This is a genomic window from Hyalangium sp., assembly GCF_045802625.1.
GTDB lineage: Bacteria > Myxococcota > Myxococcia > Myxococcales > Myxococcaceae > Hyalangium.
Genome location: NZ_JBJMQP010000180.1, coordinates 1 through 16,630, shown reverse-complemented (window position 1 = coordinate 16,630; position 16,630 = coordinate 1). Strand labels below are relative to the sequence as shown.

At 66.7% G+C, this 16,630-nt stretch carries 10 protein-coding genes; 6 read left to right on the top strand and 4 right to left on the bottom strand.

Annotated elements, in window-relative coordinates; genetic code table 11:
• From ACJ8AT_RS30780 to ACJ8AT_RS30760, 5 genes are all read left to right on the top strand, one after another.
• Positions 1 to 1,087, top strand: a 1,087-nt coding sequence (locus tag ACJ8AT_RS30780) for an HAD-IA family hydrolase (protein WP_407741503.1), incomplete at its 5' end; no start/stop codon positions are given.
• Between the two features lie 91 nt (positions 1,088 to 1,178).
• Positions 1,179 to 2,762, top strand: coding sequence for an efflux transporter outer membrane subunit (locus ACJ8AT_RS30775; protein ID WP_407741502.1), 1,584 nt, complete (start codon positions 1,179 to 1,181; stop codon positions 2,760 to 2,762).
• A gap of 11 nt (positions 2,763 to 2,773) precedes the next feature.
• Positions 2,774 to 3,796 carry an HlyD family secretion protein gene (locus tag ACJ8AT_RS30770; protein WP_407741501.1) on the top strand — a complete coding sequence of 341 codons (1,023 nt, stop codon included), beginning with the start codon at positions 2,774 to 2,776 and terminating at the stop codon, positions 3,794 to 3,796.
• Positions 3,797 to 3,812: 16 nt separating this feature from the next.
• Complete coding sequence (rbbA, locus tag ACJ8AT_RS30765; RefSeq protein WP_407741500.1) at positions 3,813 to 6,614, top strand: ribosome-associated ATPase/putative transporter RbbA; 2,802 nt, start codon at positions 3,813 to 3,815, stop codon at positions 6,612 to 6,614.
• A gap of 2 nt (positions 6,615 to 6,616) precedes the next feature.
• Entirely contained in the window at positions 6,617 to 7,741 is a 1,125-nt protein-coding gene (locus ACJ8AT_RS30760) for an ABC transporter permease (RefSeq protein ID WP_407741499.1), read from the top strand.
• 6 nt (positions 7,742 to 7,747) lie between these two features.
• Here the strand turns inward: ACJ8AT_RS30760 and ACJ8AT_RS30755 are convergent, their stop codons facing one another.
• The 4 genes from ACJ8AT_RS30755 to ACJ8AT_RS30740 all read right to left on the bottom strand — a co-directional run bounded on the left by ACJ8AT_RS30755 (position 7,748) and on the right by ACJ8AT_RS30740 (position 11,391).
• Positions 7,748 to 8,608, bottom strand: coding sequence for an alpha/beta fold hydrolase (locus ACJ8AT_RS30755; protein ID WP_407741498.1), 861 nt, complete (start codon positions 8,606 to 8,608; stop codon positions 7,748 to 7,750).
• Between the two features lie 17 nt (positions 8,609 to 8,625).
• Positions 8,626 to 9,567 (bottom strand): NYN domain-containing protein, encoded by a 942-nt coding sequence (locus ACJ8AT_RS30750; protein ID WP_407741497.1) that lies wholly within the window; start codon positions 9,565 to 9,567, stop codon positions 8,626 to 8,628.
• A gap of 106 nt (positions 9,568 to 9,673) precedes the next feature.
• A complete protein-coding gene (locus tag ACJ8AT_RS30745) occupies positions 9,674 to 10,477 on the bottom strand; it encodes a hypothetical protein (protein WP_407741496.1) in 804 nt (267 codons plus the stop codon).
• Entirely contained in the window at positions 10,474 to 11,391 is a 918-nt protein-coding gene (locus tag ACJ8AT_RS30740) for a hypothetical protein (protein WP_407741495.1), read from the bottom strand. Before ACJ8AT_RS30740 ends, ACJ8AT_RS30745 begins: the two co-directional genes overlap by 4 nt.
• A 31-nt stretch (positions 11,392 to 11,422) precedes the next feature.
• Between ACJ8AT_RS30740 and ACJ8AT_RS30735 the strand changes: the two genes are divergently transcribed.
• Positions 11,423 to 16,630, top strand: a 5,208-nt coding sequence (locus tag ACJ8AT_RS30735) for an MG2 domain-containing protein (protein ID WP_407741494.1), incomplete at its 3' end; no start/stop codon positions are given.

Genomic DNA, 16,630 nt, shown 5'->3' with positions numbered 1-16,630 from the left:
GGATCGAGCGTTGGTCGAGCGTTGCGAAGCCGAGCTCAGCCAGCGGCTGGGCACCGATGCATCAGCGGCACGATCGACGCCCTATTATCTCGACATCACACACCCCGAAGCGAACAAGGGCATGGTCGTGCGCGAGGCCGCACGCCTTCTCCAGCTTCCCCTCGATGAGATCGCGACCATCGGTGACATGTCCAACGACATACCGATGCTGAACGCCGCCGGCGTTGGGATCGCCATGGGCAACGCCAACCCCGAGGTCCAGCGCGTTGCACGCCACGTCACGCGCTCCAACGACGAGGACGGGTTCGCCTACGCGGTCGATTCCTTCATCCTGGGTGAGCCACCGCTCACACGGACAAGGCTCGGGCTCCCGCCCCGCACGCGCGCCTGCATCTTCGGTCTCGATGGCGTACTCACCCAAGCCGCCGACCTCCACGCCAAGGCCTGGAAGCAACTGTGCGACCACTACCTGCGGCAACGGGCGCAAGCGTCGGATCAACCCTTCATCCCCTTCGATCGGGTCCGCGACTACAGCCTCCACATCGACGGCAAGCCGCCCTTGGACGGCATCCGCTCGTTCCTCGACTCCCGCGGGATCGAGCTGCCCGAGCACACCGTTCACGCACTCACCGAGCGCAAGGGCGAGCTCCTGGCCGAGCTGCTCCGGCACGAGCAGGTGGAGACGTACGAGGGAGCGGTCCGCTACGTCCAGGCGGCGCGCGCCGCCGGCCTTCGGACCGCGGTCGTCTCCGAGAGCAAGTACTGCGCCGAGATTCTCATGTCGGCCGGCATCGCGGACCTCTTCGATGCGCGGATCGATGGCTCACTCGCCACCGGAAAGCACCCTGACGGCACGCCGACCCCCAACGTCTACCTCGCAGCCGCCGAGTCCCTCGGCGTCGGTTCCGAGGAAACGGTCGTCTTCGAGGACGAGCCTGCCGGCGTCGCGGCTGCCCGGGCGGGACATTTCGCCTATGTCGTAGGTATCGACCGCCTGGGCCACGCCGCGGAGCTTCACCGCTACGGCGCGGACATCGTCGTGACTGATCCGGCGGCCCTCCTCATGCAAGACGGCGCCAACGGCTAATCCTGTCTGGCAGGCGACATCGACTCGCCCGCCCGATCGTCTTCCTGCCCCCCTGCGAAGTGCGGATTATCTCGCCACTGAGGTGGTCCGAATGCGGGGGACGAACAGCACCAAGCAAGGGATGCTCCCGGGGCTTTCGCCCTTTGTCAGCGCATTGCCGCTGCTCGGCGTCTTATCGACGCTCTGTGGGTGCGCGGTAGGTCCCGATTTCAAGAAACCCACAGTCACGGCGCCCAGAGAGTGGCGCACATACGGGGATCCGCAGATCTCGACACAGACCGCGGTCGACGCCGAGTGGTGGAAAACCTTCGGTGATCAGTCCCTCAATCACCTGATCGAGCTCGCCTACCAGCAGAACCTGCCGCTACAGGTAGCGGGGCTGAGGATCGTGGAGGCCCGCGCCCAGTTGGGCATTCTCACCGGCCGACAGTTTCCGCAGACGCAGGTGGCCAGCGGCAACGCCACCGCCATAGGGCTCAGCAAGAACGCAGCCAATGTGGCCAATCTCGATCGCAACTATGGGGATTTCCGGCTGGGCTTCGACGCGGCATGGGAGCTCGATTTCTGGGGCAAGTACCGGCGGGGAGTGGAGTCGGGAGCCGACAGCTTGCTCGCATCGGTGGCGGACTACCATTCCGCCCTCGTCTCGCTCAGCGCGGAGGTCGCGCGAACCTATGTCTTGATTCGCACGTACGAGGTGCTCATCGAGCAAGCCCAGGAGAACACCCGGATTCAGGAGCAGGGGCTCCTGATTGCCGAGTCGCGCTTCCGCAATGGCGCCACCTCGGAGCTCGATGTGGCCCAGGCCACGACGCTGTTGGAGAGCACCCGGGCCACCATCCCCCAGTTGGAGATCCTGCTGGACCAGGCTCGTAACGCCTTGAGCACGCTCCTGGGCCAGTCCACGGGCGACATCGAGGCCTTGCTGGCGGGACCCAAGCAGATTCCGGCGGCGCCGGAGAAGGTGGCCGTCGGCGTGCCGGCCGAGATGCTGCGGCGGCGTCCGGATGTGCGCAGCGCCGAGTTGTATGCCGCCGCGCAGTGTGCCCGCATTGGTGTCGCCGAGGCGGAGCTCTATCCCAGCTTCTCGCTCTTCGGCTCGATCGGGCTCGAGTCGAGCAACACCGCTACCCACAATTTCCTCTCCTCCGCCAGCCTGGCCTACTCCGTGGGCCCTCGGATTGTCTGGCCCTTCCTGAACTACGGCCGCCTGAAGAACGGGGTGCGTGTCGAAGATGCGCGGTTCCAGCAATTGCTCGTCAGCTACCAGAACACGGTGCTCAGAGCGGCCCAGGAGGTCGCGGACGCAATGACGGGCTTCGTCAACTCCCAGAAGGCCATGGCGTTCGAGCAAGCCTCCGTCAAGGCCGCCCAACGGTCGGTGGAGATCGCCTTGGTGCAGTACCGAGAAGGCGCGGTGGATTACCAGCGCGTGCTGGATGCGCAACGTTCGCTCTTGCAGCAGCAGAACAGCCTGGCCCAGGCGAACTCATCCATCGCCACGAACCTGGTAGGCCTGTACAAGGCGCTGGGCGGGGGCTGGGAGGTGCGCCAGGCACAGCCGATCGTATCGGAAAAGACGCAAGGCGAGATGAAGGATAGGACCGACTGGGGCGATTTGTTGTCCCAGCCACGGGCGCCAGAAACCAAGAACCCGCCACCAGGGAAGCAATAGAGGCGTCTGCCATGGCCAAGAAGCTCCCGAAGAAGTCTTTCAAGTGGATCATTGGGGCGATCGCCGTCGTGGTCGTCGCATTCATCGGCTTCCGGTATTGGAAAGGGAAGCAAGCCGCGCTGCCAGAGGGGATCGTCTCCGGCAACGGCCGGATTGAGGCGAAGCTCGTCGATGTCGCCGCCAAGGAACCCCTGAGGGTGAAGCAAATCCTTGTGAACGAAGGCGACCTCATCAAGCCAGACCAGGTGCTGGTGCAGTTGGACACCACCACGCTGGAGGCCAATCTGGCTGAAGCCAACGCGAGCGTCGCGGCCGCGCAGGAACGCCTGGCGTTGGCCGACGCGGCAATCGTCAAGCAGCAGAGCGAGATCCAGCTCGCCACCACCGAGCTCGAGCGCTCCCGAAAGCTGCTGGCGGAGGGCGCCGGCTCGCGGCAGGACTTGGACGTTCGAGCCAACAACCTGAGGACGACCCAGGCCACCCTGGAGCAAGCGCAAGCACAGCTGAAGACCGCCAAGCAGGAGGTCGCGGTCGCGCGAGCCAATGCGGAGACGGTCAAGACGCGCATCGCCGACGCGACGCTCAAGTCTCCCGTGACTGGAAGAGTTCTCTATCGGCTCGCCGAGCCCGGCGAAGTCCTCGCCCCCGGCGGAAAGGCGCTGACGCTCGTGAACCTGGAAGACGTCTACATGGAGATATTTCTCCCGGCCAACGAGGCTGCCAGGATGAAGCTGGGCTCCGAAGCGCGCATCACCGTCGACTACGAGCCTGACCGCTCGGTCCCCGGGTATGTCAGCTTCGTGTCTCCAGAAGCACAGTTCACGCCCAAGCAGGTTGAGACGAAGAGCGAGCGGGAGAAGCTGATGTTCCGGGTGAAGATTCAGGTCCCCAAGGAGCTGGCCAGCCGCTACGTCGAGCGCATCAAGACGGGCATCCGCGGCGTCGGTTATGTCAAGGTGGACCCATCCGCCACCTGGCCGGCCAAGCTGCAGAAGACCGTCGCCCCCCCAGCTGAATCCAGTTTGGTTCCGTGACCGGGAGGGCTCATCCATGGCCTCCTCTGCGTCTCCCGAATCGACGGCTGGGTTTGCCGAGCCAGTCGTCTCCATCCAGAGCGTGACGCACCGCTATGGCAAAGTCGTCGCGCTCGATGGCATCTCGCTAGAGATCCCCAGCGGCATCATGGTCGGCATCGTGGGTCCTGACGGCGTCGGCAAGTCGACGCTGATGGCCCTGGTCGCTGGCTCCAAGAAGATGCAGCAGGGAAAGGTGATCGTCCTGGGTGGGGACATCGCCGACGCCCGGCACCGGCGCGCGGTGGGCCCGCGGGTCGCGTACATGCCTCAGGGCCTGGGCAAGAACCTGTATCTGGAGCTCAGCGTCTACGACAACGTCGACTTCATGGCCCGGCTCTTCGGGCTGTCCTCCGCGGAACGCGAGGTCCGCGTCAGGCAGCTGCTCGATGCCACGGGGCTGGGAAGGTTCGCGGAGCGCCCCGCCGGCAAGCTCTCGGGCGGCATGAAGCAAAAGGTGGGGCTCTGCGGCGCGTTGGTCCACGACCCGGATCTGCTCATCCTCGACGAACCCACCACGGGCGTCGATCCGCTCTCGAGGCGGCAATTCTGGTCCCTCATTGACGAGATTCGCGCCGGGCGCCCTGGAATGAGCGTCGTCATCTCCACGGCCTACATGGACGAGGCTCAGCAGTGGGACTGGATCGTCGCCATGGACGCGGGAAAGGTGCTGGCGACCGGGAGCCCCGCGGAGCTGATGGAGCGCTCGGGTACGAAGGATCTGGAGCAATGCTTCATCGCGCTGCTGCCCGAGGAGAAGCGCAAGGGCCATAAGGTGCTCACCATCCCTCCCCGTGAGTCGGGCAAGGGTGATCTGGCCATCGAAGCCCACGGCCTGACTCGCCGCTTCGGCAGCTTCACGGCCGTCGACCACGTCACCTTGTCGATCGAGCGCGGCGAGATCTTCGGCTTTCTGGGCTCCAATGGCTGCGGCAAGTCCACGACCATGAAGATGTTGACCGGCCTTCTGCCCCCCACGGAAGGGTCGGCCAAGCTCTTCGGCAGCGCCGTCGAGGCCGGAAGCATGGAGGTGCGCAAGAACCTGGGCTACATGACGCAGGCCTTCTCGCTCTACGGCGAGCTGACCGTCCGTCAGAACCTGGTCCTGCATGCCCGGCTCTATCATCTCCCGCCCGAGAAGGCGAAGACGCGCATCGAGGAGCTGGTCGAACGATTCGGGCTGGGCACGCATCTGGATGCGTTGGCCGAGGACCTGCCGATGGGCTTGCGCCAGCGGCTTTCATTGGCCGTCGCAGTGCTGCACGAGCCACAGATCCTGATCCTGGACGAGCCCACGTCGGGAGTCGATCCAATCGCCCGGGACAGTTTTTGGGAGCTGCTGATCGACCTCTCGAGGAAGCAGGGCGTCACCATCTTCGTGACGACGCACTTCATGAACGAAGGGATGCGCTGCGACCGGATCTCCCTCATGAACGCGGGAAAGGTGTTGGCGTGTGACACACCGCAAAAGCTGATCGAGGCACGAAAGGCCGACAGCCTGGAGACCGCCTTCATCGCCTACATGGAAGACTCTGCTGCCGCCGCTGCTGCCGCCGCACCCGCCGAGAGCAAGGACAAAGCTCCCGCCCCGGCGCCCGCGGCCCAAGCGCCCGCGACCCAGCACGTGTCACCGGCGCGATCCAGCCTCCGGCTGCGCCTTGGCCGGCTGCTCGCATATACCCACAATGAGGCCGTACAGATCCTTCGCGACCCGGTTCGACTGGCCTTTGCCTTCATCGGCTCTGCGCTGCTGATGCTCGTTTTTGGCTTCGGAATCACGACCGACGTCGAAAATATCCGCTTTGCCGCGCTGGACCTCGACCAGTCGCCCGAGAGCCGCGCGTACATCGATCAGTTCGCCGCGGCGAGACGCTATTTCTCTCAGGCTCCGCCGCCCCAATCCGCCGACGACGCACTCAAGCGGCTACAGTCGGATGATGTCTCGGTGGTGCTGGAGATCCCGCCTCGGTTCGGTCTGGACTTCCGCCGGGGCTCCGGGCCCGAGGTGCTGGCGCAGGTGGATGGCGCCATGACGTTCCGTGGCGATACCGTCGAGCAATATGTCGAGGGAGTGCACAGCGGGATGTTGCAGGATCCCGCGAGCGGTCTCCAGACAGCCGCAGCCCAAAAATACACGGCCAATATCGCAGAACGTTTCATGTACAATCCAACGTTCGAGAGCATCTACTCCATCGTGCCGAGTGTCCCAGCACTGCTGCTGCTGCTGATACCCGCGATTCTCATGACGGTCAGCATCGTGCGCGAAAAGGAGCTGGGCTCGATCATCAACTTCTATGTCACGCCCACGGGAAGGCTGGAGTACCTGATCGGGAAGCAGCTGCCCTACATCGGAATTGGGATGGCCAACTTTCTCATCCTGACCGCCCTGTCGCTGGTCGTCTTCAATGTCCCGATCAAGGGCAGCTTCCTGGCGCTGCTGCTCTGCACGCTGTTCTACATCATAGCGACGACAGGCCTCGGGATGGTGACATCCACATTCACCGGCAGCCAGGTCGCGGCCGTCTTCGTCACGGCGATTCTGACCATTGTGCCAACCATCCAGTTCTCCGGTTTGTTGCAGCCTGTCTCCACGCTGCAGGGTAGTGCCGCGCTGGTCGGTTCAATCTGGCCGGCCGCCTATTACATGCACGCCAGTCTGGGCGCATATACGAAGGGACTGGGAACTCGCCTCATCCTGGGGGACATCCTCTTTCTGGCCGCTTGCATCCCGATCCTCCTGCTTGTCAGTGCCATCGGCTTGAGAAAACAGGAGAGATAGGCGTGAAATCGCTGCTAAATATCCTGTGGCTCGGGCTCAAGGAGCTTCGCAGTCTGCTGAGCGACGTGGTGATGGTCGTGTTCGTCATCTATGCGTTCACCCTGGCAATCTATGTCCAGGCGACGGGGACCTCGAGCGAGGTGAACAACGCATCGATCGCTTTCGTGGACGAGGACGGGTCAGCGTTGTCCAAGGAGATGCTCAACGCCTTCTATCCGCCCCGCTTCAAGCTGCCCGAGGTCATCACCGCCGCGGACGTCGAGCCGACCATGGATCGAGGCCGGTACATGTTCGTCGTCGTGATTCCGCCCCGCTTCGAGCACGACCTTCGGGCGGGGCGCAACCCGGATCTCCAGATGAACATCGACGCGACCGCCATGCAGCAGGCGGGCATTGGCGCCGGCTACATCCGGAACATCATCAACGACCGGATCTCGTCGTACCTCAAGCGCACGGAGGATATAGAGGCGAGGCCCATCAACCTGGTCATTCGCAAGCTCTTCAACCCCAACGAGATCTCCTCCTGGTTCAAGAGCGTGGTGGCCATCATCAATCAGATCACGCTGCTGACGGTCGTTCTGACGGGCGCCGCGGTCATCCGCGAGCGCGAACACGGAACCTTGGAGCACCTGCTCGTGATGCCGCTGAACGCGTTCGAGATCGCGATGGCGAAGGTATGGGCCAACAGCCTCGTGATTCTCGTCGCGACCGCGGCTTCGCTCCTCGGGGTCGTGGACATGGTGCTGAAGGTGCCGTTCGCCGGCTCGGTGGCGCTGTGGTTTGTCGGTGTCGTGCTTTATCTGTTCTTCGCCACGGCGCTCGGGATCTTCCTGGGGACTATTTCACGGTCGATGGCGCAGTTCGCGCTGTTGATCATCCTCGTGGTCCTCGTGCTGATGCTCCTGTCGGGCGGGAGCACGCCCGTCGAGAGCCAGCCGAAATGGCTGCAGTACATCACCTATTTCCTGCCGGCCCGGCACTTCGTCAGCTTCTCGCAGGTCATCATCTATCGCGGCGGGGGGCTGGGGGCGGTCTGGCGTCAGTTCCTGATGGTGAGCGCGGTGGGTGTGGCGTTCTTCGTTTACAGTCTGTCGCTCTTCCGGAAGTCCATCGCGGTGAGCAAATAGCCGGGCTCAGCGGGCGCGGATCCACTCACCGATCAGCTCCGCGACGGGAGCGGGCCGCTTCGCCCACTGAAAGTGATTCAGCGCTTGCACTCCCACCTCCGAGGGCCGCAGGTGCCAGCGCGTGAGCTCGGCTCGCGGCATCTTGGAGAGCAGGTGATCCACCGCCGGCCTCGGCGCCAGCGGGTCGTCATCGAAGGAGATGGCGAGCAGGGGCCGGGAGAACTGCTGCAAGCGGGCCTCCGTGTCATGCGGGCTCTGCGTCACCCGGAGCCGGCCTCGCGCCGCGAACGCGGTCCACTCGCGGATCAGGCGCCGAGCCTCCGTGCCGCCGAACCCGAACCGCCGCCCGGGGTAGTACCCCAGCACCGAGCTGAGGCCCCGCATGAGCTGTGTGCCCACGAGCACTCCCAGGTTCCCGGGGAAGCGCCAGTTGCGGAAGTACGGCGTGCCGGACGCGACCAGGATGAGCCCTCGCACCGCCTCCGGATGGGCGCTGGCATAGAGCGCGCTCACCTGTCCGCCCAGGCTGTGTCCCAGCACGAAGACGGGCGCCTCCGGGTACACCCCCCGAGCCGCGGAGATCACCGCGGGCAGATCCCGCAGTGCCAGCTCGTGATACCCGAAGTCCACGCCTCGCCGCACCCGCACCGAGCTGGAGCCGATGCCTCGCAGCTCGGCGGTCACGGCGCACAGCCCACGGTCCGCGAGCTCATGCGCCAGCGGCTCGTAGAAGCGCGCCGGCACTCCCATCGCGGGGGTGCAGACGATGATCGCCCGCGCGGGCTGCCCTTGCTCACGGACGAAGAGCGCCGCCTCGGACTCCACACCGTCCTCCACGCGGACGCGGAGCTTCTCGATCTGGGGCACGGCGCGTGCTCTCCCCGCTATCCCTCCAGATCCTCCGGATCCGGATAGGACTCCAGGTCCTCGTCCTCCGCCGCCTCCTGAGCCGCCGCCGCACCGCGCTTCGAGCTCCCGCGCGCCGGGGGCGCCGCCTCCGGCGTCACCACGTACCACTGCCGGCCCTGCTGCTGCCGCTTGAGCAGCCCCTCCTGCTCCATGGCCTCGAGCAGCTTGGCGAAGGTGGAGAAGCCGTGATCGCGCTCGTCGAAGTCCGGCTCCTTGCGGACGATGGTCTCCTTGATGAGGGACGGATTGAGCGGCCCCGCCGCGCTCCCGAGCAGGCGCTTCACCACCGAGCGGGCGATCTCCGGCACCTTGGGACGGCCCTTGTGGGAAGCGGCGGGCTCGGACTCGGCAGTCTTGCTCGCGTGCCCCTTGCCGCGGTGTCCGGAGCGTGAGCCGTGGGTGGTCTCCTCCTCGGCGCTGACGGAGTCGCGCTTGTCCTTGTCCCCGCGGGCCGTCTTGGGCCGCAGGTAGAGGAACTCGTCGCAGGCCTTCACGAAGAGCGGCGAGGTGGAGCTCTTCACCCCCAACCCGATGACGGTGCGGCCGTTCTCGCGCAGCTTGTAGGCCAGCGGGCAGAAGTCGCTGTCCCCCGAGCCGATGACGAAGGTGTCGATGTGCTCGCGTGCGTAGCACAGCTCCAGCGCGTCGATGACCAGGCGCATGTCCGCGCCGTTCTTCCCTGAGCGCGTCGAGGGCGGCACGTCGAGCAGCTCCACGCCGTACTCGTGTAGGCGCGTCTTCGCGTCCGGGAAGCGGGACCAGTCGCAGTAGGCGCGGCGGAACACCACCTTGCCCTTCTCCAGCAACCGATCGAGCGAGGGCTGCAGATCGAAGTTAGAGGCGCTGATGCCGGTGTTGGTGACGAGGTTCTCAAAGTCGAGAAAGAGGGCGATGCGGTGCTCGGTTTGTCCGTTCAAGGGCCGTCCGGAGAGGCTGGGCCGCCGTGGCGGCGAGGGCTCGGAAGAGCAGAAAAGCTACTCCGCCACCCTACTCCCTTCCGGGCTGGCGGTGTCTGTCTCTCTTCTATCTGCCTCGCGCCTTGAGGTAGCGCCACCCGATCCACCCGGCGGCCACGAGCACCAGCACCAGGGGTACCAGGACTCGCCCGACTGCCCACCATACGGCGTAGGTCATGTCTCCGCCGAACGTATCCGCGTCGATGGTGAGGGGGAGCTGTAGCGTGGAGATCACCTGCTCGCCTACGAACCGAGCCGCCTCCAGGTCCTGCCGGCGCGTGCTGACCGACAAGATGTCGAGCGTGTCCCGCGAGGGGATCAGGTAGACCACCGCGTTCGCCGTGTTCGTCCGGGGGTCCGAGTCCGGCAGCTTCGTCGTGTACTCCCAGCGGGCTACCGGGACTCCGTTCTCCCGCTCGAGGGTGTACTCCTTCCCCGCGTCTCCCCCGGCCTGCATCGGGGCGCCGAACTCCTGCGACAGATTCTTCAGCGTGCCCTGGATGAAGCCCTGGATGTGCCGATCGTACATCTGGCCGATCCCTGGCCGCTGAATGCTCACCAGGGTGAAGATGAACACGTGCCCGGGCTGCTGCAGGAACACCAGCGCGCGCACGCTCCCGCCATGGCTCGCCGGAGGCACCTTCTTCTCCTGGGGAACGCCCGCGCACGCCTCGGGATCGTACGCCTTCTCGGGAAGGAGGATGCAGGGGGTCATCCCCGGCACCTGGAAGTCCAGGGACAGCTGCGTGTCGGGGTTGACCGTGAGGCGATCCGCGAGCGCCCTGGGCGCCAGGAGGAGCACCAGGAGCTGCGCGATCTGGCAGACGTGGCTCCGGGCTGCCCACCACCCTGCCCAGGTTGGCTTGCTCATGGGCCCAGGATACCGCGAGCCCACGTGGTGGCTTCTTCCGAGGCCGGCGCCATGGCGCTGCGGCCAAACCGGCCGTCTTCGCGCTGGCACGCCAGCAGGGCCGCCCGGTGCCGGTGAAGCGAGGACTCGTCGAGGCGCTCCTTCAGCGCTTCCAACGCCTGCGCGGTGTACTGCGCCCGGGCCAGCCCGGACGGATAGACGGAGAAGCCACCCCCAGGCTCCGCACGCGACAGGAGGTAATCCAGGCACCGGGCATGAAGCTCGGCGGCCCCAGAAGCCCCTCGCTTGGAAGCGAAGCGCAGCAGGGCCTCCGCTTCGAGGTGTTCGTGCAATCCCACCGTCCGCGCGCCGATTCCTCCCACGTGGCCGATGCCACCCTCGGGACGCGCCAGCCAGGAGAGCCGCCTCATCGCGCTGGCAAGCTCCTCCGGCCGGATCTGCGCTCCCTGCCGCTCGAGTTGGGACCGAAGCGAGCGAAGCGGGATTTCAGAGCGGTGGAGCACGGCCGCCACGACGACGAGCAGGGCCACGGCTCCGAGCGCCAGCACCTCATCGAGCCCGGTCCGCAATGGTCCCACCCCTCGGAGGATCGCCCCCACGACCGGCGCGGCGACGAAGAAGCCCCCCGTGGTCACGGCGCTGAGCAGGAAATAGCCCGCCACTCCTTCGAACAGGCTCCTGTCCGCGTCGAAGGTCCACTCCCACTTCATCCACCGCACCCGGAGAACGCCTTGAATGACCATGCCTCCGCCCAGCGGCGAGGGCATGTTGAGGAGGGCCGCCACCGTGATGGCGAACATGACTCGGACCGCGCTCCCCGCCAGCACCCACGCGGCGAGAGAGCACAGGACGGGAACGATCAGCCCGGCCAACACGGCTCCGGTCACCATCGCTCGATGCAGTGGGGGGTTCATGAGACGCATGCTCACCCGATAGATTCTATTCATGACTGGTGCGTTGATGGATCCACGCACGTTTCAAGCCTGGAGTTCCACTGTGTTCCACCCTGCTCGTCTCGCGGCACTGCTCTTGCTGGCCGTAGGGCTCGTCTTCCCGGGCCCGGCCGCCGCTGCCACCGCCGTCCCCACGCCGAGCGCTCCAGAGGCCGAACAGGCCCAGTTCGACGGAGCCAACCGCAACCTCTCGGAGCAGTCGATGGCCCGCGCCTGCGAGGCGTTCCGAGAGTTCCTCCGCAAGCACCCCTCCTCCACGCTGGCCCGTGAGGCTCAGGTGAAGGCCGACCGGGCCTGTCTGCTCTCGGGACGAGACAGCTCCGGTGCCCTACAGTCGCTTCGCAAAGTGGCGGAGGACGGCCCGGTGGATCTGCCACGCGCCCTGGCCAACATCACCCTGGCCGAGCGCGGTGAGACCCGGACGAGCAAGGGCAACCGGGATCGCAACTCCGTGGCGCTGGAGCAGCTCGAGGCGGTGGCGCGCGGCTCGGGGGGCCGGTGGGCGCAAGAAGCCCGAGGGCTGTTCTTCCGCACCGCGCTCAAGCAGATGGAGCAGCAGCTCTACAACTCGAAGTTCGTGGAAGGGCTCTGCGAGCGTGTGCTGTCCCTGGAGCCCTCTGCCCGGGACCGCGCACATGCCCTCTACGTGAGAGCGCACTCCTGGATGCAGTCGGGGATGACGGACCGCGTCACTCGCGCGGAGAAGGAGCTGCTGGAGCTGGGCCAAGGCCAGACCGAGTTCGCCGACGATGCCCTCTTCTTCCTGGCTCAGCAGAAGGAGGGCTCCCAGCAGTACACGGCGGCGCTCGAGCTCTACGGCCAGATCGTGTCGCGCTTCAACGGCACGACGAGCAACGTGTACGACCAGGCGCGCGCCCACGTGGAGAGCATCCAGCGTCCCCAGCTCTCCATGGGCACCCAGTACATCGATCAGCCCGGCGTGAAGCCGACGATGCAGGTCTCCTTCCGCAACCTCACCAGCGTCACGTTCATGCTGCGCCGCGCGGAGCCGCTCCAGCAGAACCCGGAGAAGGTGCTGAATTCCTCTCCCATGGGAGCGCCAGGGCCCGAGGTGAAGCGGTGGACCCGGCAGCTCTCCGCGCCGACTCCCCATGCACCCTCGTCTCTGGAGGAGACCATCGACGTCCCGGGTCCCGGCGCCTGGATCGTGGAGGCTTCCAGCGGGAAGGAGCACGCGTCCGATTGGCTGCTGATCACACCCCTGGCCATGGCCGTCAAGGTCGCTCCCCAAGAGGTCGCCGTGTTCGTGGCCGATGCCACCACGGGCGAGGCCGCGAAGAACGCCGAGGTCGTCGTCTTCGCGAGCAGCTATGACAATCAGACGCGCTACACGCGGCTCGGGGGGCGCACTGACGAGGCCGGGCTGGCCCGCATTCCACTGCAGCTCCAGGGCAGGCTGCAGGCGCTCACCGCCTGGGCGAGCGCGAACGGCCACGTCACCTTCGCGCGTGGCTGGTCGAATGGCTACAACTCGGAGGAGCAGCGCGAGTGGCTGGCGTACGTGCTCCCGGATCGGCCGCTGTACAAGCCCGGAGAGACAGTGGGGGCGAAGCTGTTCCTGCGAAGCCGCGCGAGCGGCCCCTCGACTCCCGTGGCCGGCCGGGACGTGCGCGTGCGCGTCTATGACGCGCAGTCCCGCGAGGTGCTCACGAAGGAGCTCCGGACGAATGCCTTCGGCACCTCGGCCTTCGAGGTGCCGCTTGGGAAGAATGCCTCTCTGGGGCAGTGGCGCTTCCAGGTGGAGACCGTCTCGGGAGAGTCCGTGTCCTTCCAGCAGGCGAACAGCGTGTTCCGTGTGGAGGAGTTCAAGCCCCCCGAGTTCCTCGTCTCGGTGGAGCCCGCCGAGAGCCCGGCTCCCGGCAAGCCGATCAAGGTGCGCATCTCCGCGTCGCGCTACTCCGGCGGCCCGGTGGCCAACGCGAGCGGACGGGCCATCGTGACGGAGCTGGGCTACGTGCACCAGTGGAGCCGCTGGGAAGATGATCTCGCGGTGGGCTGGGGCGGCGGCTACGACTCCGACGAGGAGCGCTATTACAACCGGGGCTGGCAGCCGACGTATCGGCAGACGACGCTGAGCTTCAAGACGGGCGCGGATGGCAACGCGGAGCTCGAGCTGCCGAAGCCTCAGGACGCCGGGGATCGCAGCTACCAGGTCCAGGTCTTCGTCACCGACTCAAGCCGCCGCGAGGTGACAGGCAGCGGCACCGTCAACGTGTCCTCCACGCCCGTCTTCGTCGACGTGCGGAGCAACCGCTACCTCTACAAGCCCGGAGAGCCCATCCAGCTCAAGCTCCGCGCCGAGGATGCGAACGGGCGCGCTCAGTCTCCCGCGGTGGAGGTGCGGCTGCTGCGCCTCGAGAAGAATGGAAGCCAGAGCGTCATCCTGAAGCGCTCGGCGCAGCTGGCGAATGGACGCGGCGAGGCCGTGCTGGATGGAGACGCGGTGGGAGCCGCCCGCATCGAGGTCCGCCGCTCCGGGGCGCCGGACACCGAGCCGGTCCTGGCCTCGACCGATGTGTGGCTCACGAGCGATGTGAAGCCATTCACGCCGCCCAACCTGGGCTTCGCGCTCCTCACGGACCGGGCTCCGCTCTCCGTGGGCGGAACCGTCCGGGCGCTGGTGGTCACTCCCAGCGCGGGCGGCCACGTCCTCTTCAGCATCGAAGGCCAGGCGCTGCACGCCGTGCAGTCGTTCCCCTTGAACGGGCGTGCACGCTTCGTGGAGCTGCCGCTCACCGGCGCCATGACGCCCAATGCCTGGCTCCAGGTCGGCCGCTTCGAGCAGGGCACCTTCCTCCAGCAACAGGCCGTGGTGAAGGTGTCCGGGACGGACAACGCCCTGCAGGTGAATGTCTCCCACTCCTCGGAGGTGGTGGAGCCCGGCGCTCCTCAGAAGGCCCGCATCGACATCCAGGGAGCCCAGGGCGAGGTGGAGCTCACGGTGTCCTCCGTCGATGAGGCGATTTTCACCATCGCGCCCGATCAGAGCGACGTGCTCTCCTTCTTCGGCCGCAGGCCGCAGCAGCTCTGGGTGACGACTGGATACACCCAGAATCAGCGCTCCTTCCGGCCGGTCCCTCGAAAGGAAACAGAGGCACCCGCCAAGACCCCAGCTCCGGTCGAGGAGGACGACAAAGTCCGCAACAAGCCCGCACCCGCGCCCGCCGCATCCATGGCTCCAAGAGCCGCGAAGGACGACAGCGCGTTTGGGATGGCCAAGGAGAAAAAGGCAGCCGAGCCGAGCGCTGAGATGGCCGCCGACGCCGCTCCTGCTCCGGCCTCACCGGCCGCGGGCCCCGGGGGTGGTGGCCGTGCGGAGCCTCCGGTGAAGGTGCGCACGAACTTCAGCTCGTCCGCGGGCTGGTTCCCACAGGTGCACGGGGGCCGGAGCACGGAGGTGGCGCTCCGGGTGCCGGACTCGCTCACCCGCTTCCGCACGCTCGCCATCGCCATGACGACCGGCGAGTCCATGGGCATGGGCAAGGCCAGCTTCCGCACCGAGAAGCCGCTCATGGTCCGGCTCCAGTCGCCCCGGTTCTTCACCGAGCGCGATGAGGTGACCCTGTCCGCGCTCGTGTCCAACCGGCTCGGCAAGCCCGCCTCGGTGCAGGTGTCCTTCAGCGCTCCAGGCTTCGAGCCCCTCGACGCCACTCAGCGCACCATCGAGGTGCCCGCGGGCGCCGACTCGCGAGTGGATGCGCGCTACCGCGTCGTGAAGCCCGGCGAGGTGAAGGTCCAGGTCGTCGCCCGGGGCGGTAGTGCTCAGGACGCCATGGAGCTCACGCTGCCCGTGGTCGTTCACGGCTCGGCGCAGCGCGCGGCCTTCGCCGGGAGGCTCTCGGACTCCGTGCAGCTCCAGGTGAAGCTCCCCGAGCAGCGCAACGCCAGCGCCACCCGCTTCGAGCTGACCGTCTCCCCCACCCTCGCCTCGGTGATGATGGACGCGCTGCCCTATCTGGCGCAGTACCCATATGGGTGCGTCGAGCAGACGCTCTCGCGCTTCGTGCCCGCCACCATCGCCGCGAAGACGGCTCGGGATCTGGGGCTGCCCAAATCCCGCGTGCCCGCGGACCTGGATGACATGGTCGACGCGGGCCTCAAGCGCCTCTACGGCTTCCAGCATGGAGATGGGGGCTGGGGTTGGTGGCAGCGGGATGAGACGAACCGGTGGATGACCGCCTACGTCGTCTATGGCCTGTCGCTCGGCCGCGCCGCGGGGCTGCAGGTGAATCCTGGCGTGCTGGAGCGGGGCCGCTCCTACCTCACGAGCCACCTCGGCGCCGCGCTCGGCAACCCCGAGGAGCACACCTGGATGCTCTTCGCGCTCGCGTCCACCGGTGGCGCCCCAAAGGCCGGACTCGACAAGGCGTTCGAGCGCCGGAGCCGCCTCTCGAAGCGGGGCCGGGCCCTGCTCGCGCTGGCGCTGCTCTCCGCGAAGGATCCTCGCGCCCGCATCGCCGTGGAGAACCTGGATGACATCCTCCAGGCCGCCCGCGAGCGGCAGGATGTCTCGGCGGGAGACGCCAACGACATCTGGCAGACCTCCGAGGCCATCGAGGCCACCGCGTACACGCTGATGGCCATCTACCGGCACGATCCGGCCAGCCCCTGGGTGAAGCCGCTGACGGACTTCCTCGTGCTGCGCCGCAACGGTGGCAAGTGGCGCACCACCCGTGACACCGCCTTCGCTCTCTACGCGCTGTCCGAGCTCGCCTCGCGCGAGAAGGCGGCCGCGGCGGCGGGCTCCCTCATCGTCGAGGTGAACGGGCGCGAGGCGGCGCGCGTGCGCTTCAGCGCCGGGGGCATGGATCTGTCCGGCCCGGTGGTGCTGACGGACGCGGCGTTCCGGCCCGGGGAGAACACCGTGGTCCTCAAGCGCGACAGCGCCCCGGTGACTGGGTACTACGCGGCGACCTTCGACGTGTACAACCGCGACGAGAACGTGAAGGGTATTGGCGGAGATGTGAAGGTGGCGCGCACGTACACGCTGCTCGGCCGACCCTCTGCGGCCTCCGAGCGAATGAGCGCCAGCACCGAGTACGGCATGCCCGTGGAGTCCGGCGTGCGCGTGCGCGTGGACCTGGAGGTGAAGGCGAACAAGGCCGTCGAGTTCCTCATGCTCGAGGATCTCAAGCCCGCGGGCTTCGAGGCCGTGGCGCAGCAGAGCGGCCCGGAGATC